The following is an 18,023-nucleotide window of genomic DNA, read 5'->3' on the forward strand; positions in this document are numbered from 1 at the left end:
TCCGCGCTACCGGTAGGTTCCCGTCCCCGGTCTTGCAAAGCTAATCCACTTTGACGTTGGCGGCCTTGATCATCGGCCACCATTTTGCAATTTCGGCCTTCTGCCAGGCGCCGAGCGCCTCGGGCGCGAGCTTGTCCTTCGGCGGCATCTGTAGGCCGAGATTTTCAAGCTGCTTGCGCACCGCCGGATCGCTCAGGGCGTCAACCGCCGCGGCATTCAGCTTCGCGACGACGTCCTTTGGCGTGCCCTTCGGCACCCAAAGGCCGGACCACAGCGTCATGTGGAATCCAGGCAACCCCGCCTCGTCGACGGTCGGAATGTCGGAAGCTGATTCCACGCGCTTGGAATCGGTGATCGCATAGGCGCGGATGTTGCCGGCGCGCACCTGCCCGATCGAGTTCGAAGTCTGGTCGACGATCAGATCGATCTGGCCGGCGACGAGGTCGTTCATCGCGGGGCCAGTGCCGCGATACGGCACGTATTGCAGCTTGACGCCGGCGACGTTCTCGAAATAGAGCCCGGCGATGTGGCTTCCGGAGCCCGCGCCCGCGGTGCCGGCCGTCGGCGGCGACGGCTGCGCCTTCAGCCACGCCAAAAATTCCTTCAGCGACGTTGCCGGGACCTCCTTCTTGCTGACGACGATCATCGGATTGCTCGGCAGCAAGGCAACCGGTTCGAGATCGGTGACGAGGTCGTAGCCGAGCTTGTAGATCGCGCCGTTGGCGACGTGGGTACCGAGATGGCCGAAGCTGATCGTGTAGCCGTCAGGCGGCGAACGCACCGCGCGGCCGACGCCGACCGATCCGCCCGCCCCTGTGACGTTCTCGACCAGCACCGTCTCGCCGAGCGTGGCCTTCATGCGCTCGGCGAGAATCCGCGCCATCGCATCCGACGGCCCGCCGGCAGAGAACGGCACGATGATGGTGATAGGGCGCGATGGAAAGTTCTGGGCAACGGCGACACTGCCGAATGCCAACACTGCCATCGCGGCTAGAATGATCTTTCGCATCTCGTGCTCCCATCACATCCCGCCGCGCGACAGTCAGAGCTTTGCGTAGTCGATCGGCTTGTGTCGATCGAGCGTACGCGTGACCGGCGGCAGCGGATATTTAAGCCCTGTCGCGCAATTGAACAGCATCACGCGATCGTTTCTCGTCACGCGGCCGTCGGCAAGGCTTTGCTGGTAGCCAGCATACGTCGCTGCCCCCTCCGGACACAACAGCAAGCCCTCTTCGCGCGCCACTTCGTTGAGCGCAGCAGAAATCTTCTCATCCGACACCGCAATCGCAAATCCCTTGCTCTCGCGAACCGCGCGCAGGATCAGAAAATCTCCGACCGCCTGCGGCACGCGAATGCCTGACGCGATGGTGTGGGCGTCTTCCCAGCGCGGCGCGTGCTCGGTGCCTGCTTCAAAAGCCCGCACCATCGGCGCGCAGCCCGAGGCCTGCACCGCCACCATCCGCGGCCGCTTCGAACCGATGAAGCCGATGGCTTCCAGCTCGGCAAACGCCTTCCACATGCCGATCAGGCCGGTACCGCCGCCGGTCGGATAGAAGATCACGTCGGGCACCTCCCAGCCGAGCTGTTCGGCGAGCTCCAGCCCCATCGTCTTCTTGCCTTCGATCCGGTACGGCTCCTTCAGCGTCGAGGTGTCGAACCAGCCGGCCTTGGCCTTGCCCTCGCCGACGATCTTGCCGCAATCGTCGATCAGCCCGTTGACGCGATAGACGGTGGCGCCCTGCAGCTCGATTTCGCTGACGTTCACTTCCGGCGTATCGGCCGGGCAGAAGATCGTGGTCTTGATGCCGCAGGAGGTGGCGTAGGCCGCGAGCGCCGCACCGGCGTTGCCGTTGGTCGGCATCGCCATGTGCTTGATGCCGAGCGCTTTGCCCATCGACACCGCCATCACGAGGCCGCGGGCCTTGAACGAGCCGGTCGGCAGCCGGCCCTCGTCCTTCACGATGATCTCGCCACCGCCGAGTTTCTTTCCGAGTTTTGGCAGGCGAATGAGCGGCGTCGTCACTTCGCCGAGACTCACGATATCGGAGACCTTCCGGACCGGCAGCAGTTCACGGTAACGCCACATGTCGGCGGGGCGTTGCGACAGCGCGTCCTTGGTCAGCGCCTTCTTCACGCCGGCCAGGTCGTAGCGCACCAGCAGCGGCTTGCCGGCCTTGGAGAGGTTATGGATCTGGTCGGCAGGATAATGATCGCCCTCCATCGCGCATTCGAGATGGGTCACGAACGTCGGACGTTCGATGGTCAGGTTGTCGTTGTCTTTCACAGATTGCTCTTTCGTTTCTTGTTGGGCGCGATCGGTGGGATCACGCCTTACATATTCAGCACGCGCCCATAAGCATCCAGCACGGCTTCCTTCATCATCTCCGACAGCGTCGGATGCGGGAATACCGTGTGCATCAGTTCTTCTTCGGTGGTCTCGAGGTTCATCGCGACCACGTAGCCCTGGATCAGCTCGGTCACCTCGGCGCCGATCATGTGGGCGCCGAGCAATTGGCCGGTCTTCTTGTCGAAGATCACCTTGATCAGGCCCTGATCCTCGCCGAGCGCGATCGCCTTGCCGTTGCCGACGAAGGGGAAACGGCCGACGCGGATCTCGCGGCCGCCCTCCTTTGCTCTGGCCTCGGTCAGACCGACAGAAGCGATCTGCGGGTGGCAATAGGTGCAGCCGGGAATCAGGTTCTTGTCCGTGGCGTGCGGGTGGAGCCCCTTGATGGCTTCGACGCAGACCACGCCTTCATGCTCGGCCTTGTGCGCCAGCATCGGGGGACCGGCGACGTCGCCGATGGCGTAGATGCCAGGAACGTTGGTCTTGCCGTAGCCGTCGATCACGACGCAGCCGCGGTCGGTCTTGACGCCGAGTTTCTCCAGGCCGAGGCCCTCGACGTTGCCGACCACGCCGACCGCCGAGATCACCCGCTCGAACTCGACCGTCTGCGGCTTCTTGCCGTCGTCGATGGTGGCGACGACGCTGTCGGCCTTTTTCTCGAGCTTCGTGACCTTGGTGTTGCTGAGGATTTTCATCCCCAGCTTCTCGAACTGCTTGCGCGCGAGACCGGCGATCTCGGCGTCCTCAACAGGGAGAATCTGCGGCAGCACCTCGACCACGGTGACATCGGCGCCCATGGTGTGAAAGAACGACGCGAACTCGATGCCGATCGCGCCGGAGCCGACCACGAGCAGCGATTTCGGCATCCGCTCCGGCACCATCGCCTCGAAATAGGTCCAGACCAGCTTCTTGTCGGGCTCGAGCCCCGGCAGCACGCGCGGCCGGGCGCCGGTGGCAAGGATGATGTGTTTGGCCTGATAGGCGCCCTCGCCCAGCGCGCCCTTCGGCGCCTCGACGGCGGACTTCTTCACCGTGACCTTGCCGGGCGCATCGATCGACGCCTCGCCCCAGATCACCGTCACCTTGTTCTTCTTCATCAGGAAGCCGACGCCGTCATTGAGGCGCTTTGAGACGCCACGCGAGCGCGCCACCACGGCCTTCGGGTCGAACGAGACTTTTTCGGCGGAGAGCCCGTAATCCTTGGCGTGCTGCATGTAGTGATAGATCTCGGCCGAGCGCAGCAGCGCCTTGGTCGGAATGCAGCCCCAGTTCAGGCAGATGCCGCCGAGATAGGATTTCTCGATAATCGCGGTTTTGAAGCCGAGCTGGGCGGCACGGATCGCGGTGACGTAGCCGCCGGGGCCGGAGCCGATGATGATGACGTCGAAGGATGTGTCGGCCATTGGCTACTCGCTCGTTTTCATCGTGCGACCATCACGGTTCTTTCGTCATTGCGAGAAGCCCTTGCGACGAAGCAATCCACATTGTCGCGAGTAAGATGGATTGCTTCGCTGCGCTCGCAATGACGGCTATCACACCATCATCATCACGGGGTTTTCGATCAACTGCTTGAAGGCGCCGATCAGCTCGGCCCCGAGAGCGCCGTCGATGGCACGGTGATCGCAGGACAGCGTCACGCTCATCATCTGCGCGATCTCGATCTTGCCCGCGCGGACTACCGGGCGTTCCTCGCTGGTGCCGACGGCGAGGATCGTCGCCTGCGGCGGGTTAATCACGGCGGTGAAATGATTGATGCCGTACATGCCGAGGTTCGACACCGCCGTGGTGCCGCCCTGATATTCTTCCGGCTTCAGCTTGCGCGCCCGCGCGCGCGCCGCATAATCCTTCATCTCGGCGGAAATCGCCGACAGCGTCTTGGTTTCGGCCTTGCGGATAATCGGCGTGATCAAACCGCCCGGCATCGCAACCGCGACGCCGATATCGGAATGCTTGTGCTTGAGCATGCCGCCTTCGGTCCAGCTCACGTTGCAGTTCGGAATCTTCTGCAGCGCGACCGCCATCGCCTTGATGACGAAGTCGTTGACCGACAGCTTGTAGAGCGGCTTCTTTTCCTTGTCCTTCGGAGCTGCGGCGTTGATCTCCTCGCGCGCGACCAGGAGCTTGCCGATGTCGCAGTCCATCGTCAGGTAGAAAACCGGCACGGTCTGCACCGAGGCGGTGAGGCGCTGCGCGATGGTGCGGCGCATGCCGTCATGCGGCGCGATTTCGTAGGAGCCCTCTTCGAACAGCGCCAGAACCTGCTTGTCCGACATCCCGGGCGCGAGACCCGGGCCCGCCGCAGGCGCGGCGGCCGGAGCTTTGAGGCCCTTGCCGGATTTCGCTTCCTCGACGTCGCGCGCGACGACGCGGCCATGCGGGCCGGAGCCGTTGATACGCGAAAGTTCGATGCCGGCCTCCTTGGCGAGACGCCTGGCCAGCGGCGACGAGAAGACGCGGGCGTGACCGTTCACTTGCGAAGCCGAAGCTGCCGCCTGCGGCGCGGCAGCCTGCGTGGGCCCGGTTGCTGCGGGCTTTGGCGCGGGCGCGGCGGCAGGTGCCGGTGCGGCTGCCGGTTTCGCGGCGGGTGCTTCGGCGGCTTTCGGCGCCGGTGCAGCGCCCGCGCCTGCGGCCTTCACGTCCTCGCCGTCGCCGGCCAGGACCGCGATGATGTCGTTGACCGGGACGTCCTGCGTACCTTCAGGCACCAGAATCTTTGCGATCGTGCCCTCGTCGACCGCCTCAACCTCCATGGTCGCCTTGTCGGTCTCGATCTCGGCGATCACGTCGCCGGACTTGACCTTGTCGCCCTCTTTCTTGAGCCACTTGGCAAGGTTGCCCTTTTCCATCGTGGGCGACAGCGCGGGCATCAAAATGTTGATCGGCATTGTCAGTGACCCTGTTGCGACCGGGGCGTGGTGGAGCCCATATCGGTCGGCCGGTTGATTTCGGCTTCGAACATGTCGACGATACGCGTCAGCGCCTCGTCCTCGGTGTAGCCGCTCTCGCGCGCGTAGGCGCGCGCAGCGTGGCGCGCGATATCGACCAGAAGCATGCCCCACATGTCAGGCTCCTCGAATGCGCGCTGGAACGCGATCGAGAGCCCGCCGTCGACCACGAAGGCGCGCAGCACTTCGACGGCATCCTCGCGGCCGATGACGTCGGGCGGCAACGGCTGTTCGTTGGGACCGGTCATATCGACCTACCGATAGGCAACGGCTTTGGCGGCCGCGACCACCTCGGCCACGTTGGGCAATGCGAGCTTCTCGAGGTTGGCCGCATAAGGCATAGGCACGTCCTTGCCAGAGACCCGCGCCACCGGCGCATCCAGATAGTCGAAGGCGTGCTCCATGATGCGGGCGGCGATCTCGGCGCCGACGCCGCTCTGCTGCCAGCCCTCTTCCACCGTCACCGCGCGGCCGGTCTTCTTGACGGACGCAATGATGGTCTCGGTATCCATCGGACGCAGCGTGCGCAGATCGATCACCTCGGCCTCGATGCCTTCCTTGGCAAGTTCGTCGGCGGCCTTCAGCGCATAGGTCATGCCGTTCGACCACGAGATCAGCGTCACGTCCTTGCCCGAGCGAACGATCCGCGCCTTGCCGATCGGGATCACGTAGTCGTCGAGTTTCGGCACCTCGCCGGTGTGGCCGTACAAAACCTCGTTCTCGAGGAAGATGACCGGGTTGGGATCGCGGATCGCGGCCTTCAACAGCCCCTTGTAGTCAGCGGCCGAGAACGGCGCGATCACCTTCAACCCCGGAATCTGCGAATACCAGGCCGAGTAGTCCTGGCTGTGCTGGGCGGCGACGCGGGCGGCCGCGCCATTCGGTCCGCGAAACACGATCGAACAGCCCATCTGGCCACCCGACATGTACAGCGTCTTGGCCGCCGAGTTGATGATCTGGTCGATCGCCTGCATGGCGAAGTTGAACGTCATGAATTCGACGATCGGTTTCAGCCCGGACATCGCAGCACCAACGCCGACGCCGGCAAAGCCGTGCTCGGTGATCGGGGTATCGATCACGCGCCGGGCGCCGAATTCCTGCAGCAGGCCCTGGGTCACCTTGTAGGCGCCCTGATATTCCGCGACCTCTTCGCCCATCACGAAGACATCGCCGTCGCGCCGCATCTCCTCGGCCATCGCATCGCGCAGCGCTTCGCGGATGGTCTGGGTGATCATCTCGGTGCCGGCAGGGACTTCCGGATCGGGCTCGGCGACGGCGGCCGGTGGCGCCTTCGCCTCGGCCTTCGGCTGGCGCGCCTCCGCCTTGGCTTCGGCAGGCGGTGCGGATTCCGCGGCCTTGGCCTGCGGCGCCGGCGCGCTCACCTTGCCGAGATCGGCCGCACTCTCACCGTCGGACAGAATGGTTGCGATCGGCGTATTGACCGCGACGTCGGCGGTGCCTTCCGGAATCAATATCTTGCCGAGCGTACCCTCATCGGTCGCCTCGACTTCCATCGTCGCCTTGTCGGTCTCGATCTCGGCGATGACATCGCCCGACTTGATCGTCTCGCCTTCCTTCTTCAGCCACTTCGCAAGGTTGCCCTTTTCCATGGTGGGCGACAGCGCAGGCATCAGCACTTGAATGGGCATATCAGCTCCCGAAATCACTCTTCAGTTTGTTCTGCGCTCATTTGATTTGCACGTATTCTGATCGCAAAACCGGTTACCACTTTTGCGGAATACGTGTTTTTGAATTTAGCGGTAGATGTCGGTCCAGAGTTCGGAAGGATCGGGCTCGGGATCGCGCTGGGCGAAATCCGCCGACGCGTTGACGATCTCGCGCACCTCGGCGTCGATGGCCTTCAGCTCCTGCTCGCTGACCTTGGCGGCCAGCAGGCGGTTGCGAACCTGTTCGATCGGATCCTGGTCGGTGCGGATCTTGTCGACCTCTTCGCGAGTCCGGTACTTGGCGGGATCGGACATCGAGTGGCCGCGGTAGCGATAGGTCTGCATTTCCAGGATGAACGGCCCCTTGCCGGCGCGGCACCAGGCAACTGCCTCGTCGCCCGCGGCCTTGACGGCGCGGACGTCCATGCCGTCGATCTGCTGGCCCGGAATGTTGAAGGAGGCGCCGCGCTTGGAAAAATCGGTCAGGGCCGAGGAGCGCGTCACCGATGTACCCATGGCGTAGCGGTTGTTCTCGATCACATAGATCACCGGGAGCTTCCACAGCTCCGCCATGTTGAAGCTCTCGTAGACCTGCCCCTGGTTGGACGCGCCGTCGCCGAAATAGGCCACGCTGACGAAATCATTGCCACGGTAGCGGTTGGCGAAAGCAAGGCCAGTGCCGAGCGACACCTGGGCGCCGACGATGCCGTGGCCGCCGTAGAAATTCTTCTCCATGCTGAACATGTGCATAGAGCCGCCCTTGCCCTTGGAGTAGCCGCCGCGGCGGCCGGTGAGTTCAGCCATGACGCCTTTGGCGTCCATCCCGCACGCCAGCATGTGGCCGTGGTCGCGGTATCCTGTTATGACCTGATCGCCCTGCTTGAGGGCCATCTGCATGCCGACCACCACGGCTTCCTGGCCGATATAGAGATGGCAGAAGCCGCCGATGGCGCCCATGCCGTAAAGCTGGCCGGCCTTTTCCTCGAAGCGCCGGATCAGCAGCATGTCCCGCAGCGCCGCCAGTTCCTGGGCCTTGGTGAATTCCGGTGGGGATGCGTTTGCCTTTTGCCCTGATTCCTTCTCGACGCTTTTCTTGGGTGCGGCCATGGCAAATCCGGATGAGAGAGACGATCAGCCCTCTCTAACCCAACTCAAACCGCCGTGAAAGGATTGCGTGAGCTCAGGAAAATAATGCTATACTGCACTGCAACGCGGCGCGACATTTTCGAAATCGATTTTGTAGTTTTTTGAAATTTGCGGACCGGCGTGCGGACGTCAAGCAAACGACGGCGGTGTCCGTGACATCGGTTTGAAAACTAGTTCGGCTTGATGGTCCGGACCAGATCGCGCGGATTGGCGTAGTCGAGCTGAAAGCGCGCGCGCTCGTCCAGCATATCAGGATCGACCCGGTTGGACCGCAACAGCGAAACCCGTTGCTCGCCCTGCGCCCGCTCCCGCTTCAGCCGCGCCAGCTCCGAGGTGAGCGCGATGATTTCCTGATCGAGTTCCTGGCGCGCGTTCAGCCCGTATTTGCCGGTATACGCGTTGACCCCAAAATAGCCGACCATCAGCGCCGCCATCGTGTAGAGGGCGAGGCCGGTCAGGATGGATTTCAGGCGGGTACGGGAGACCATGAGCCCAAGATGCGACGGCCGGGTTAATGGAATCCTAATAGGAAGCGTGCTGTCCCCATCGTCATTGCCTGCGATAAACGCAAGCGTTTGCGCAAGGGAGCGGAAGCGACGACTTGTCCGCCGTAGCTTTTAAGAGCGAAGGCGGAAGCAATCCATCTATCCGCCATGCCGCGGTATGGATTGCTTCGCGGAACCTGTCATCGGGCGCGCATTTGCGCGACCCGTTGGCTCGCAATGACGGGTTACCTGTTCTGCTTCTCGATGAACGCCGCGAAGGCGTCGAGATATTGCTGCAGCACCTTTTGCACCGCTTCCTTGGTGAGCTGGCCCTTGTCGTCGAAGGCATCGCCGACGCCGTTCAGATAGATTTCGGGCTGGCCGAGGATCGGGCCGGCAATACCCGGCAGGATGTTCTGCAGATGCTTGGCCGCGCTGACGCCACCGAGCGCCCCAGGCGAGTTGCTGACAATGCCGATCGGCTTGCCGAGGAACGAGCTCTTGCCGTAAGGGCGCGAGGCGACGTCGATGGCGTTCTTCAACACGCCAGGGATCGAGCGGTTATATTCGGGGGTAACGAACAGCACGCCGTTCGACTTCTGCAGCTTTTCGCGGAACGCCAGCCAGTCGGCCGGAGGTGCGGCTTCCAGATCCTGGTTGAAGAAGGAAATGTCGCCCAGCGTGGTGACGTCGAGCTTCAGCGAAGCCGGCGCCAGCTTGGCCAGCGCATTGGCGACCTTGAGCGAAAAACTCTCTTTGCGAAGACTGCCGACGATCGTGACGATATTGTAGGTGGCCATTCTAAATCCCTCTTGAAGCGGAAGCGCTAGCCTCCCTTACGCCAAATCGACGGAAAGATGCAAGTGCATGAACTGGGCGTTTGTGCCGGCTTTGCGAGAAAATTCTTATCCCTCAGCATCGTGGCTGACGCCAAAACAGAACAAGCCGCCTCTTTCAGGCGGCTTGTCGGTTCGTAGCGGAATAAACGTGCCTGCCGGGCCACTCAGCCCTTGTTCGGATTGATCAGAAATTTCTCACCGGTGGAGCGCTTGTTGTAGATCGCGATGTTGGAAAGCTGCAGCGTTTCCTGCAGCGACACAACTTGCGTGTAGTGGCTGGCAAACGTGGTCTTGAGTTCGGACGCCACGCGCTGGCGCAGCCGGCCGATTTCGGCCGGGCCGATCTTCTGCAGGAACGGCGTCAGCAGCCAGCCGCCGACCCCCCAGGTCAATCCGAACGCCCGGCTCAGTTCGGTCGGACGGTTGTCGAGGCTGCCGTAGATATAGACCTGTTTGTACACGTTCGAGCCGTAGCGGCTGTATTCCTTGGCGGTCTTGTTGGCCGCGATCTCCATGCAGGTAAGGATTTGCCCCGCGAGCTTGCCGCCGCCGATGGCGTCGAACGCAATCGTTGCACCGGTTTCCACCAGCGCGTTGGTCAGATCGTCCATGAAGGTATCTGCGGTGGAATCGACGACATATTTGGCGCCAATCTTGTGCAGGATGTCGGCCTGCTCCTTGCTGCGCACGATGTTGACGAGGCCGATGCCGTCCTTGATGCAGACCTTGTTGAGCATCTGGCCGAGGTTGGAGGCGGCGGCGGTGTGCACCAGCGCCTTGTGATTTTCGCGCCGCATGGTTTCGGTCATGCCGAGCGCGGTCAGCGGATTGACGAACCACGACGCGCCGTCGGTAGGCGTGGTGCCGGCCGGCAGCTCCATCACGTCCCTGACCTTGATGGTGCGATACTGCGAGTACATCGCGCCGCCGATCATCGAGACGTTGTTGCCCATCAGCGCTTTCGCAGCGTCTGACGACCCGGCCCTGATCACGACGCCGGCACCTTCATTGCCCACCGGGAGCGATTGATCGAGCCGGCCGCCCATCATCCGCATGGCCGCTTCCGGCATCTTCGCCGTCACCACGGGAGCGTCCTTGGTGCCGGATTCCTTGGCTGTCGACATGTCGGCCGGGCCGATCAGGAGCCCGAGATCGGACGGGTTGATCGGCGTCGCCTCGACACGGACCACGACTTCATCGTCGGCCGGTTCGGGCGTCGGGACGTCCACCAGCGACAGTTCGAGTTCGCCGCTCTTCTTGAGCAGCGAACGCAGTTGCAGCCCGCTTCTGCCGTCGCTCATCGCAATCCTCCCCTTTTGTGTCTGTTATATCTGGATGCGCTGGTGCGTTACGCCAGTGCCTTGAAAACTGCCTTGCCCGCATATATTGCCTGCGCGCCGAGTTGCTGTTCGATACGCAGGAGCTGGTTGTACTTGGCCGTGCGGTCGGAGCGCGCCAATGATCCGGTCTTGATCTGTCCGCAATTGGTGGCGACCGCGAGGTCGGCGATGGTGGAGTCTTCGGTCTCGCCCGAACGATGCGACATCACGGAGGTGTAGCCGGCCTTGTGGGCCATCTCCACCGAGGCGAGCGTCTCCGTCAGCGTGCCGATCTGGTTGACCTTGATCAGGATCGAGTTGGCGCGGCCATTCTTGATGCCGTCGGCAAGCCGCGTGACGTTGGTGACGAACAGATCGTCGCCGACCAGCTGGCACTTCTTGCCGATCAAATCGGTCAATTCCTTCCAGCCGTCCATGTCGTCCTCGGACATGCCGTCCTCGATCGAGACGATCGGATAACGCGAGACGAGATCGGCGAGATATTTCGCCTGCTCAGAGCGCGAGCGCGTCTTGTTCTCGCCGCCATAGACGTAAGCGCCGTCCTTGAAGAACTCGGTCGCCGCGCAATCGAGGCCGAGCATCACGTCGCTGCCTGCCTTGTAGCCGGCCTTGCCGATCGCGCTCACCACGAAATCGAGGGCTGCGTCCGCCGACGGAATGTTCGGCGCAAAGCCGCCCTCGTCGCCGACATTGGTGTTGTGGCCGGCTTTTTTCAGCTCGCCCCGCAGCGTGTGGAAGATTTCCGAGCCGCAGCGCAGCGCTTCGGCGAAGCTCGCCGCCCCGACCGGCAGGATCATGAATTCCTGGAAATCGATCGGGTTGTCGGCATGCATGCCGCCATTGATGATGTTCATCATCGGCACCGGCAGCGTCCGCGCCGAGGTGCCGCCGACATAGCGATAGAGCGGCATGTCGAAGGATTCCGCCGCAGCCTTGGCACAGGCCAGCGAGACGCCGAGGATGGCGTTGGCGCCAAGCCGGCTCTTGTTCGGGGTGCCGTCGAGATCGATCATGATCTGGTCGATCTGGACCTGTTCCTCGACGGCCTGATCGCTCAGCGCCTCGAAGATTTCGCCGTTGACCGCCTCGACCGCCTTCTGCACGCCCTTGCCGAGATAACGCTTCCTGTCGCCGTCCCGCAGCTCGACCGCCTCATGCGCGCCAGTGGAGGCACCCGATGGCACCGCGGCACGGCCGACCGAGCCGTCTTCGAGCACCACATCGACTTCAACGGTGGGATTGCCCCGGCTATCGAGAATTTCGCGGCCAATGATGTCGACGATGGCGGTCATGTCTGCACTTTCCTGGGAATGATGGATCATGTTTCGGGGGCGTCTTACACGGCGCGCAAGCAAATGTGAACGCTTTGGCTGCGGCCTTTTCCGGACGATGGAGATGGGTCAGGGTAGACTGCTCCAAGGTTGATATCGGCGTCCAAACCTTCACGTTCACAAGCCGGGGTAACGCAATGAATCGCCGCCAGTTTCTTGGAACCACCGCCGCTGGAATCCTGGCCGCGCCCGCCCTCCTGCGCCACGCGAGCGCCCAGGAAGGCCCGTTCCGCGTCAAATATTATCCGGTCAAAGCGGGCATGGGCTCGCGCGACACCACCCCTGCCCCCGACGGCACGATCTGGTTCTGCGGCCAGCGCAATGGCACGCTGGGGCGGCTCGATCCGCGCGACGGCTCCTACAAGCTCGTGGATCTCGGCAAGGGCGCGGCGCCCCATGGCGTCATCATCGGCCCTGATGGCGCTCCCTGGGTAACCGAGGGCGGACAGAATGCAATCGCGCGCGTCGACCCCGCCGATCATAAGGTGACGCTGTTCCGCCTGCCCGAAAAAGAGGCTTATGCCAACCTGAACACCGGCGTGTTCGACAAAGCCGGCATCTACTGGTTTACCGGCCAATCCGGCATCTATGGCCGGCTCGATCCGAAATCGGGCGACATGACCGTATTCAAATCGCCGCGCGGGCGCGGCACCTACGGCATGACCGTCACGCCAAAGGGCGACATCTGGTACGCCTCGCTCGGCGGCAACCACATCGCCAAAATCGACACCGCTACCGGCAACGCCACCGTGGTCGAGCCGCCGACGCCGAATCAGGGCGCACGGCGCGTGTGGTCGGATTCCAAGGGCCGCATCTGGGTCAGCGAATGGAACAGCGGCAATGTGTCGGTTCACGATCCTGCCGACGGCTCCTGGAAAGCGTGGAAGCTGCCCGGCAGCAATCCGCGCACCTATGCCGTCTATGTCGACGACAAGGACAAGGTCTGGGCCACCGATTTCGGCGCCAATGCGATCGTGCGCTTCGATCCGGTGACGGAAAAATTCAACGCATTCCCCAGCGACAAATCGGGCGCGAATGTGCGCCAGCTCGACGGCCGGCCCGGCGAAACCTGGGGCGGCGAATCCGGCAATGACCGCCTGGTCGTGATACAGACGGTCGCGTGAAGTCCTTCGCGGTCCTGCTGCTGTTGTCCCTTCTGCTGCCCGCTGCCGCCGCCGCGGAGGAAAACGGCGTGCGGGCGTTCGCGCCCTGCCGCGCCTGCCACAGCCTCGATCCCGCCGAGCGCGGCCTGCCCGGTCCCAACCTCTCCGGGCTGATCGGCCGCGTCGTGGCTGGCAACACCGATTTCGATTACTCGCCGGTGCTGCGCAAGGCCCGCGACGAAGGACTGCGTTGGGATGCGAAGCGCCTGGAGATCTTCCTCGCCGATCCGGCCGCGATGTTTCCGGGATTGTGGATGTCGATGCGCGGGATCGAGGACGCCGCCGAGCGGCAGGCGCTGGTGCGGTTTCTCGAAGACCCCGCCTCGCGCTGACGGTTGACGATCGACGCCTGTTGCGTCCATGTCAGCCTCGCAAAGGACGATCATGATGGCCAAAAAATCATTGCAGAAATCATTGCAGCTCGGCCGCGCCGTGGAATGGCCGGACAGCCCGGAAAAGGCGCAGCTCGATCGCGTGCCCAATCCGCAGGCCGATACCAACTATCTGGTTCGTTTCACGGCGCCGGAATTCACCTCGATCTGCCCGGTGACGGGCCAGCCTGATTTCGCGCATCTGATGATCGACTATGTGCCGGGCCAGTGGCTGCTGGAATCCAAATCGCTGAAGCTCTATGTCGCCAGCTTCCGCAATCACGGCGCCTTTCATGAGGACTGCACGGTCATGATCGGCAAGCGGATTGCAGCCGAGATCAAGCCGAAATGGCTTCGCATCGGCGGCTACTGGTATCCACGCGGCGCGGCATCCCGATCGACGTGTTCTGGCAGACCGGCAAACTCCCCAACGGCATGTGGGTACCCGACCAGGGCGTCGCGCCCTATCGCGGCCGGGGTTAGGCACGCCAAGCGTTCGGGCATGGCTTGAACGCCTTCTGCGCGCGGGAATTTTCAGAAGACGCCTCAATAGAGAAATAAACGGCCGCGACAATGATGATTGCATAGATCGCAGGTGCAGAAGATTCACGGCTGAGAAAAACTCTCGAACGATTGACGCCACAGATTGGTCAATTGCCGGCCACAGATCGTCCGCATGTTCGCAACATCAAGTTCGTGAGGCCGCCATGATTGCTCGGAAGACCGCGCGCTTCCTCCTGAAATATGCATCGAGCGATCCGCTCAAGCTTGCCGATATCGTACACCGCCGCGCGATCGAGCAGTTCAGGACGCCGCCGACGGGCCTCGCGACCACGCGCTTCAACGGCGTGCATTACGAGATCGATATGTCATTGCATAGGTTGATGAAGAAGTACTTTTTCCATACCCACGAAATGTTTCTCGAACGTATCTTCAAGCGCTGCCTGGCTCCCGGCAATATCTTCGTCGATATCGGCGCCAATTGCGGCTACTGGTCGGCCTATAGCTTGTCACTCGTGGGCCAGAGCGGCGAGGTGCACGCCTTCGAGCCGGTGCCGCAATATTTCACCTTTGTCCGACGGCTCGCGGAGCTCAATCCCGGTTATCGGATCGTCGCCAATCAGCTTGCCTGCGGCGCGCGGCCTGGCGCCTTCACGATGGCCGTCGTCGCGCCACGCGCGGAGAATTTCGACAATTACGATATCAATATCGGGTCGAGCTCACTTGCTACCGGCTTCCTCGATCACGCCAGCGAGCTCACGGAAAATTTGACGGTTGAGGTTATCGCCTTCGATAGTTATGCACGCGAGCGGAAAATCGATCTCGATCGCGTTGGCCTTATCAAGATCGACGTCGAAGGTTTCGAGTCTGAGGTCTTCGACGGCATGCAAGGCGTGCTGGCAAAGAGCGGTCGCAAAGTGCCGATCCTGTGCGAGGTCCTCACCGATCTGAATCGCCCCGAGCCGCTGGACGGCAGACGGATCATTGAACGCCTTGAGGATTGTGGCTACCGCTGCCTCGATGCCACGCATTTGCGACCGATCGATCGTAATGCGCTTGGTTTTGAAGAGAACATTCTCTGCCTTTGACACTCAACTATCTTTCATCAAACTTGCATTAATCCGAATTTGGTTGCGTGCTAGTGAGTTCACGCCCTGGTACCCGCTGAGCAGATCGACCTTGACCTCGAGGGCGGTCAGCATCGCGGTAATGCCGGACGTTGGGATTTTCGCCAAGCACCGGATTTCGCGCATCTCATGATCGACTACGTGCCGGGCCAGTGGCTGCTGGAATCCGAGTCGCTGAAACTCTATGTCGCGAGCTTTCGCAATCACGGCTCCTTTCACGAGGACTGCACGGTCATGATCGGCAGGCGGATCGCGACCGAGATCAAGCCAAGATGGCTTCGCATCGGCGGCTACTGGTATCCGCGCGGCGGCATCCCGATCGACGTATTCTGGCAGACCAGCAAACTCCCCAACGGCATGTGGGTACCTGACCAGGGCGTCGCGCCCTATCGCGGACGGGGTTAAGCGCTGATCAGAAGGTGGACTCGCAGCGGACCTCCGAGAACCTTTAAGCTCGAGGGCCGAAAGGTCAGTTGCGCTGCCATGGTCCACATATCCGTTCAAGCACAGGCACGAAAGGCGTATAGTGCAATACATTCTTTTCTAGATACTCCAAAGGGAGGAAGGCCATGCGGAAGTCTCTCCTCGGGTTTACCGTTGCAGCTCTTACCCTATCGACATCCCAGCCGCTGCTTGCACAGGACGATGTGGATCAGCAGCTCGGTCAAGTGCATTTTAAAACCTCTTGCAACGACGTCGCGCAGCGTCGCTTCGATCGCGCGATGCGCTATCAGCACTCCTACTGGTACATCAACGCCAAAGAGGTCTTTGACGAAGTCATCAAGGCTGACCCCACATGTGCCATGGCATATTGGGGCATCGCGCTCACGCTGATGGACAACCCGCATGCCGCAATCCCGCGGCCGAATCTCGCGCCCGGCCTTGCTGCTATCACGAAGGCCAAGGAAATGGGGGCCAAGACTGAGCGCGAACGCGACTACATCGATGCGCTTATGGTGATGTACGCGGATTACGACAAAGTTCCCCACGCCCAGCGCATGCGCGCCTTGCGGGATGCGCAAGCGAAAGTCGCAGCGAAATATCCAGACGACGACGAGGCTCAGATCGCCTACGCGATCACGCTCAACACGTCGGCGGATCTGAATGACAAAACCTACGCACAGCAGGCCAAGGGCGCCGCTATTCTGGAGCCAATGTCCGTACGGCTGCCGAAGCATCCAGGCGTAACGCACTACCTGATCCATCTCTATGATTATCCGGCGACCGCACAAAAAGGTCTCGACGCCGCCAACCGTTACGCCAAGATCGCGCCGGCCGCGCCGCACGCCCAGCACATGCCGTCACACATTTACACCCGCGTCGGCTACTGGAAGGAATCGATCGCCTCCAACACTGCCTCCGTAAAAGCAGCCAAGGCCGAAAAATCGGTGGGCAATTATCTGCACGCGCAGGATTATATGGTTTATGCCCACCTTCAACTTGCCCAAGACCAGCAGGCGCGTGCCGTCATGAACGACATGATGAGCGAGACCGACTTCAAGGCCACGGTCGCGGCAGCCGACTACGCGCTGGCGGCTTCGCCGGCCCGTTATGCGATCGAGCGCGGCGACTGGGACGCCGCCTCCCAACTGTCTGTCAGGCCAAGCGGCCTGAACTTTGCGATGGCAACCTCACACTTCGCCCGTGCCCTCGGCGCCGCACGCTCCGGCAAGCCGGAAGCCGCCAAGGCCGACGTCCAAAAGCTCGCGGAATTGCGCGACAAGTTGCGCGAAGCCAAGGATAATTATTGGTCGGAGATCGTCGACATCCAGCGTCAGGTGGCCGTTGCCTGGGTGCTTCACGCAGAGGGCAAATACGACGAAGCTCTCAAGGCCATGAGCGCTGCAGCGGAGGCTGAGGACAAGACCGAAAAGCATGTGATCACGCCAGGCCCGCTGGCGCCGGCGCGGGAGCTTTACGGCTTCATGCTGCTCGATCGCAACATGGCCAAGGAGGCGCTTGCGGCCTTCGAGGCCACCAAGGCCAAGGAGCCGAACCGCTTCCAAGCCTATGCAGGCTCCGCCAAGGCCGCCGACACGCTCGGTGACAAGGCTGCCGCACGACGCAACTATCAGCAACTCGTGGAGCTGACGGCGAATGCCGACGCGGAACGGCCAGAAGTCGCGGCGGCGAAGAAGTATCTCGCCAGCAACTAGGTGGTGCAATGAGGCGGGTAGGTCGTGTCGCCATTGTAGCAGCGTCGCTGGGAAGTGTACTGGCGGCGGTGCTGGCATGGTCCGCTCTGCCACAGCACGTGGCCGCAACTGCGACCGCGCCGGTATGGACCGAGATAGCCTGGCCCTTCCCCATCGATCCCTGGGGGAAGGGAAAGGCGTTCCGCTGTAAAGCGGCGGATTGCGGTGCCGAGGTGAACGTTTATCTGCGTGCCAAGATCGGCTTTTGCAATTGCACGACTGGCGTAGCCGATGACGACGATGTGGACCGCATGGGAGATCTTGTTCTTGTCGGCGAAGTCTCGCCGCTCGGCACCAGTCGTCCAGTCAGAATTGCGTGGATGGAAGGTCGCAGCCGCGCTTACACGCTCAACGCTCGCAATCCACTTGGCAAGACGGCTATATCGGTCGTTTTCAGGGAACGCTGCGACATGATCGCAGCAACGGCAGTGCTCGGCCACGACCGGCCGGCAGCTATCGAGCCCGGCGTGATCGAGTTCCTCAATGGCAGTACTGTGATGCGCTGGGCCGAGATCACGCTTGGCCTCTAATCTCACTGCGCCAGAGAACTCGTTGCCATGTTTTCG

16 protein-coding genes and 2 pseudogenes are annotated in these 18,023 nt (G+C 62.2%); 7 read left to right on the plus strand and 11 right to left on the minus strand.

What is annotated here, in order from left to right:
* Window positions 1–40 precede the first annotated feature (40 nt).
* From V1279_RS17290 to eno, 11 genes are all read right to left on the minus strand, one after another.
* On the minus strand, window positions 41–985 hold the full coding sequence (locus V1279_RS17290) for a tripartite tricarboxylate transporter substrate binding protein BugD (protein WP_442894894.1): 945 nt from the start codon (window positions 983–985) through the stop codon (window positions 41–43).
* A 57-nt stretch (window positions 986–1,042) separates the two neighbouring features.
* Window positions 1,043–2,284, minus strand: coding sequence for a threonine synthase (locus tag V1279_RS17295; RefSeq protein WP_334438039.1), 1,242 nt, complete (start codon window positions 2,282–2,284; stop codon window positions 1,043–1,045).
* 47 nt (window positions 2,285–2,331) lie between these two features.
* Entirely contained in the window at window positions 2,332–3,750 is a 1,419-nt protein-coding gene (gene lpdA, locus V1279_RS17300; RefSeq protein WP_334438042.1) for a dihydrolipoyl dehydrogenase, read from the minus strand.
* Between the two features lie 129 nt (window positions 3,751–3,879).
* On the minus strand, window positions 3,880–5,232 hold the full coding sequence (locus tag V1279_RS17305; protein WP_334438045.1) for a pyruvate dehydrogenase complex dihydrolipoamide acetyltransferase: 1,353 nt from the start codon (window positions 5,230–5,232) through the stop codon (window positions 3,880–3,882).
* A 2-nt stretch (window positions 5,233–5,234) separates the two neighbouring features.
* Window positions 5,235–5,540, minus strand: a complete 306-nt coding sequence (locus tag V1279_RS17310) for a DUF5076 domain-containing protein (RefSeq protein ID WP_334438048.1) — start codon at window positions 5,538–5,540, stop codon at window positions 5,235–5,237.
* Window positions 5,541–5,546: 6 nt separating this feature from the next.
* Window positions 5,547–6,941, minus strand: a complete 1,395-nt coding sequence (locus V1279_RS17315; RefSeq protein ID WP_334438050.1) for a pyruvate dehydrogenase complex E1 component subunit beta — start codon at window positions 6,939–6,941, stop codon at window positions 5,547–5,549.
* Window positions 6,942–7,046: 105 nt separating this feature from the next.
* Complete coding sequence (gene pdhA, locus V1279_RS17320) at window positions 7,047–8,066, minus strand: pyruvate dehydrogenase (acetyl-transferring) E1 component subunit alpha (protein ID WP_334438052.1); 1,020 nt, start codon at window positions 8,064–8,066, stop codon at window positions 7,047–7,049.
* A gap of 209 nt (window positions 8,067–8,275) precedes the next feature.
* Window positions 8,276–8,593 carry an FtsB family cell division protein gene (locus V1279_RS17325; RefSeq protein ID WP_334438054.1) on the minus strand — a complete coding sequence of 106 codons (318 nt, stop codon included), beginning with the start codon at window positions 8,591–8,593 and terminating at the stop codon, window positions 8,276–8,278.
* A 242-nt stretch (window positions 8,594–8,835) separates the two neighbouring features.
* The gene (locus tag V1279_RS17330; RefSeq protein WP_334438057.1) at window positions 8,836–9,390 is read right to left on the minus strand and encodes an NADPH-dependent FMN reductase; all 555 of its coding nucleotides are present in this window, start codon (window positions 9,388–9,390) and stop codon (window positions 8,836–8,838) included.
* Between the two features lie 203 nt (window positions 9,391–9,593).
* Window positions 9,594–10,730: a zinc-binding dehydrogenase gene (locus V1279_RS17335; RefSeq protein ID WP_334438059.1), complete on the minus strand. Its 1,137-nt coding sequence runs from the start codon at window positions 10,728–10,730 to the stop codon at window positions 9,594–9,596.
* 47 nt (window positions 10,731–10,777) lie between these two features.
* Window positions 10,778–12,061: a phosphopyruvate hydratase gene (gene eno / locus V1279_RS17340; RefSeq protein WP_334438062.1), complete on the minus strand. Its 1,284-nt coding sequence runs from the start codon at window positions 12,059–12,061 to the stop codon at window positions 10,778–10,780.
* A gap of 176 nt (window positions 12,062–12,237) precedes the next feature.
* Here eno and V1279_RS17345 point away from each other — a divergent pair, with 176 nt between their 5' ends.
* The 7 genes and pseudogenes from V1279_RS17345 (at window position 12,238) to V1279_RS17375 (ending at window position 17,987) form a co-directional block, all read left to right on the plus strand.
* A complete protein-coding gene (locus V1279_RS17345; RefSeq protein ID WP_334438065.1) occupies window positions 12,238–13,224 on the plus strand; it encodes a Vgb family protein in 987 nt (328 codons plus the stop codon).
* Complete coding sequence (locus tag V1279_RS17350; RefSeq protein ID WP_334438067.1) at window positions 13,221–13,595, plus strand: c-type cytochrome; 375 nt, start codon at window positions 13,221–13,223, stop codon at window positions 13,593–13,595. Before V1279_RS17345 ends, V1279_RS17350 begins: the two co-directional genes overlap by 4 nt.
* A gap of 52 nt (window positions 13,596–13,647) precedes the next feature.
* Window positions 13,648–14,117 (plus strand): annotated as a pseudogene (gene queF, locus V1279_RS17355) (preQ(1) synthase).
* Window positions 14,072–15,223 (plus strand): FkbM family methyltransferase, encoded by a 1,152-nt coding sequence (locus V1279_RS17360; protein ID WP_334438070.1) that lies wholly within the window; start codon window positions 14,072–14,074, stop codon window positions 15,221–15,223. The pseudogene queF (V1279_RS17355) and the gene V1279_RS17360 overlap by 46 nt, the downstream one beginning before the upstream one ends.
* Window positions 15,224–15,373: 150 nt before the next feature.
* Window positions 15,374–15,667 (plus strand): annotated as a pseudogene (queF, locus tag V1279_RS17365) (preQ(1) synthase); the annotation flags it as partial.
* A 164-nt stretch (window positions 15,668–15,831) separates the two neighbouring features.
* Window positions 15,832–17,418: a tetratricopeptide repeat protein gene (locus V1279_RS17370; RefSeq protein WP_334438073.1), complete on the plus strand. Its 1,587-nt coding sequence runs from the start codon at window positions 15,832–15,834 to the stop codon at window positions 17,416–17,418.
* 8 nt (window positions 17,419–17,426) lie between these two features.
* Window positions 17,427–17,987 carry a hypothetical protein gene (locus V1279_RS17375; protein ID WP_334438076.1) on the plus strand — a complete coding sequence of 187 codons (561 nt, stop codon included), beginning with the start codon at window positions 17,427–17,429 and terminating at the stop codon, window positions 17,985–17,987.
* Window positions 17,988–18,023: the final 36 nt, after the last annotated feature.

The organism is Bradyrhizobium sp. AZCC 1610 (assembly GCF_036924515.1).
GTDB lineage: Bacteria > Pseudomonadota > Alphaproteobacteria > Rhizobiales > Xanthobacteraceae > Bradyrhizobium.